4 protein-coding genes are annotated in these 3371 nt (G+C 66.4%); 3 read left to right on the top strand and 1 reads right to left on the bottom strand.

Annotated features, from left to right (window positions below; genetic code table 11):
* From RMO81_RS06105 to RMO81_RS06095, 3 genes are all read left to right on the top strand, one after another.
* Positions 1-1023 (top strand): BCD family MFS transporter (locus RMO81_RS06105; RefSeq protein ID WP_310474893.1); only part of this gene is annotated, 1023 nt, incomplete at its 5' end.
* On the top strand, positions 1020-2267 hold the full coding sequence (locus tag RMO81_RS06100) for a geranylgeranyl diphosphate reductase (RefSeq protein WP_310474892.1): 1248 nt from the start codon (positions 1020-1022) through the stop codon (positions 2265-2267). The genes RMO81_RS06105 and RMO81_RS06100, both read left to right, overlap by 4 nt.
* A 34-nt stretch (positions 2268-2301) precedes the next feature.
* Positions 2302-2793: a TspO/MBR family protein gene (locus RMO81_RS06095; protein WP_310474891.1), complete on the top strand. Its 492-nt coding sequence runs from the start codon at positions 2302-2304 to the stop codon at positions 2791-2793.
* Between the two features lie 8 nt (positions 2794-2801).
* Here RMO81_RS06095 and ccmB read toward each other — a convergent pair.
* On the bottom strand, positions 2802-3371 hold a 570-nt coding region (gene ccmB, locus RMO81_RS06090), incomplete at its 5' end, for a heme exporter protein CcmB (protein WP_310474890.1).

Below are 3371 nucleotides of genomic sequence, written 5' to 3'. Positions count from 1 at the left end.
GCGGCGCTGGTGCTGGCCTATGCGATGATCGGCATCGGCGTCGGCGCGGCCGGCACGTCGCTGCTCGCCCTGCTGGCGACGCGCACCGCCGAAGCCCGCAGGCCAGCAGCGGCCAGCCTCACCTGGATCATGATGATCGTCGGCATCGTCATTTCAGCGGGTACGGCCGGTGCCTTGCTCGATCCGTTCTCGCCCACGCGGTTGCTGCAGGTTGCCGCTGGCGTGGTGGCGGTGGCGTTCACGGTGACCTGCGTCGCCGTGTGGGGCGTCGAAGGCGCGCCAGAATTCCGAGAAGATCGGGCCGAGGAAAAGCGTGAGGCCGCCCCGTTTGGCGAAGCGTTGCGCGGTATCTGGGGTGATCCTCTCACCCGGCTGTTCAGCGTCTTCGTGTTCTTTTCCATGCTGGCCTATTCAATGCAGGATCTGATCCTGGAACCGTTCGCCGGCCTGGTCTTCAACATGACGCCGGGCCAATCCACCAGCCTGTCGGGCGTGCAGCATCAGGGCGTGCTGGCCGGCATGATCCTGGTTGGCGCTGGCGGCCATGCCTTTGGCGGGCCAAAGGGACCGGCGGCCGGCATGAAGCTGAAACGCTGGATCGTCGCCGGCTGCCTTGCATCGGCACTGGCGCTGGCCAGCCTCGCGATGGCAGCGCGGGCCGGGCCAGGCTGGCCGCTCTCAATCAATGTCGCCGTGCTGGGCTTTGCCAATGGCATGTTTGCCGTGGCCGCCATCGGATCGATGCTGGAACTCGCCGGGAGGGGCGGGACGGGACATGAAGGCATTCGCATGGGCTTGTGGGGCGCGGCGCAAGCGGCGGCGTTCGGTATCGGCGGCTTTGTCGGGGCTTTTGCGGTCGACCGGCTGCGGGCCACGCTACAATCCGACGCACCGGCCTTTGAAATGGTGTTTGCGGCAGAATCATTGCTGTTTCTGCTGGCGGCCATCATCGCTTTGCGGTTGAATGACCGCATGGACAACAACCCGGCGGGCAGGCCCAAACATCAAGAGGCAGTTGCATGACCGATGTGTTCGATTTCGTGGTGGTGGGCGGTGGCCCGTCAGGCGCGACGGCGGCCAATGATCTCGCGCTGGCCGGGCACAAGGTGATGCTGCTCGACCGCATGGGCCGCATCAAGCCGTGTGGCGGCGCGGTGCCGCCGCGCCTGCTGAAAGACTTTGATGTGCCCATCGAACTGTTGTGCACCACGGCCAACAGCGCCCGCATGATCAGCCCGGCCGGCCGCGAGGTCGATATGCCGGTGGGCGAAGGCGGCTGGGTCGGCATGGTCGATCGCGACGTGTTCGATGAATGGCTGCGCGCCCGCGCCGCAACGAATGGCGCTGATCGCCGCGACGGCAATTTCGAGGGGCTGGAGCGCGAACCCGACGGCAGTGCCGTGGTGCTCTATCGCCCCAAGGATGCCGAGCGCGGTTCTGAACCGCTGCGGGTGAAGACCAGGATGCTGATCGGCTGCGATGGCTGCAACAGCGCCGTCGCCCGGGCGGCGCTGCCTGACGAGAAACTGCCTTTCGTGGCGGCCTATCACGAAGTCGTGGACAGCCCGCCCGAAGGCTTTCGCGGCTTTGCCGGCGATCGCTGCGATGTGTTCTATCAGGGCAAGCACAGCCCGGATTTCTATGCCTGGGTGTTCCCGCATGGGTCGAAGACCAGCATCGGTACCGGCAGTGCCGTGCAGGGCTTTGAATTGCGCAAGGCGGTCGCTGCCCTGCGCGAAGAACTGGGCATGACCGAAGACACCTGCAAGACGGTGCGCGTTGAAGGCGCGCCCATCCCGCTGCGCCCGCGCAAGAAGTGGGACAATGGCAAGGATGTCGTGGTTGCCGGCGATGCGGCGGGCTGCGTGGCGCCGGCCAGCGGCGAAGGCATTTTCTATGCGATGACCGCCGGCCGCGAAGCCGCCAAGGCCGCCGCCGAAGCGCTGACCAGCGGCGATCCGGCCAAGCTGGGCCTGGCCCGCAAGCGTTTCCTGAAGGCCCATGGCACGGTGTTCCGCGTGCTCGGCATCATGCAATGGTGGTGGTATCGCAGCGACACGATGCGCGAAAAATTCGTCAAGCTGTGCATGGACAAGGACATCCAGCAGCTGACCTGGGAAGCCTATATGAACAAGGAACTGGCGCGCAAGAAGCCGCTGGCCCATGTGAAGATCTTCCTGAAAGACAGCGTCCAGCTGATCACCGGCATCTTGTCCGGCGGCGGCACGCGCGAAGGTGACAGCGCCGGCAAGCGGTCGAAAGTCTGAACGGCGAGACAATGAAGCAAGGCGGCGCCGCATAATGTCCAGATTTGCCGATTCGCCCTGGGTGCTGCCGGTTGGCATTGCCGCTGTGGCCGCCATGATCACCGCTGCCGTGGGGGCCACCATCACCGATATCGGCCCCTGGTATCAGGCGCTGAAGCAACCTGACTGGGCGCCGCCAACCTGGCTGTTCGGCCCGGCCTGGACCGTGATCTTCGGACTGTGCACCATCTCGGGCGCCACCGCCTGGCTCGCCGCCCGCACCCCCACCCAGGCCGAGAATGTCATCGGCCTGTTTGCGCTGAATGGCATCCTCAACCTGTTGTGGAGCTTCCTGTTTTTCCGCCTGCACCGCCCGGATTATGCCGCGCTGGAAGTCGGCATCCTGTGGAGCAGTATCGCCGCGCTCATCGTCGTGCTGTGGCGCTTCTCCCGCCCGGCCTCGGCGCTGCTGCTGCCCTATCTGGCGTGGGTGAGCTTTGCCGCGATCCTGAACCGCGCCATTGTCGAGTTGAACGGGCCTTTCTAGGCGCGTCGCTATTCCGGCTTCAGCGCCGCCGCCGCTGCAAACGGCCCCACTGCCAGCGCCACCAGACTGGCCGCCGCCAGCAGCCGGAACGCGCCGGCGACATCGCTGCCGACACCGAAAATCAGCACTGGCAGCGCCAACGGCAGCACGATCAGCCCGGCCAGCGCGCCGCCGCCCTTCAAGCCGGCGGTAAGCGCGGCGGCGACAACGGCAAGGCTGGCTAGCGCCGGCGTGCCAAGCGCCAGGGCGATGGCCAGCCGCGTGCCATCGTTGGCAGACAGGCCGAGCAGCACGCCCGCCACTGGCAGCGCCGCCAGCAGCGGCACCGCAAAACCGATCCAGTGCGCGATGATGCGCGCCGCGCACACCAGTTCCAGCGCGATGCCGCGTGCGATCAGTTGATCGATGCTGCCATCCTCCACATCGGGGGCCAGCAAGGTTTCCACCGGCAACAGGCTGGCGAGCAGGGCCGACACCCAGATGATGCCCGGCGCGATGCGGGCCAGCAGGCGGGCATCGGGGCCAACGGCAAAGGGAAACAGTGCGGCGGCGAGCACGAAGAACATCACCGGCAGCCA

Origin of the sequence: Sandarakinorhabdus sp. (assembly GCF_031422795.1) — a bacterium.
In the GTDB taxonomy this organism is placed as follows: Bacteria; Pseudomonadota; Alphaproteobacteria; order Sphingomonadales; family Sphingomonadaceae; genus Sandarakinorhabdus.
Note: the sequence above shows the minus strand (reverse complement) of the source record. Positions and strands in the feature narration are given on the sequence as shown.

Bases quoted from the DNA above. Each gene is read 5' to 3' on its own strand.
- RMO81_RS06100 (WP_310474892.1), top strand. From the start codon at position 1,020: ATGACCGATGTGTTCGATTTCGTGGTGGTGGGCGGTGGCCCGTCAGGC.
- RMO81_RS06095 (WP_310474891.1), top strand. From the start codon at position 2,302: ATGTCCAGATTTGCCGATTCGCCCTGGGTGCTGCCGGTTGGCATTGCC.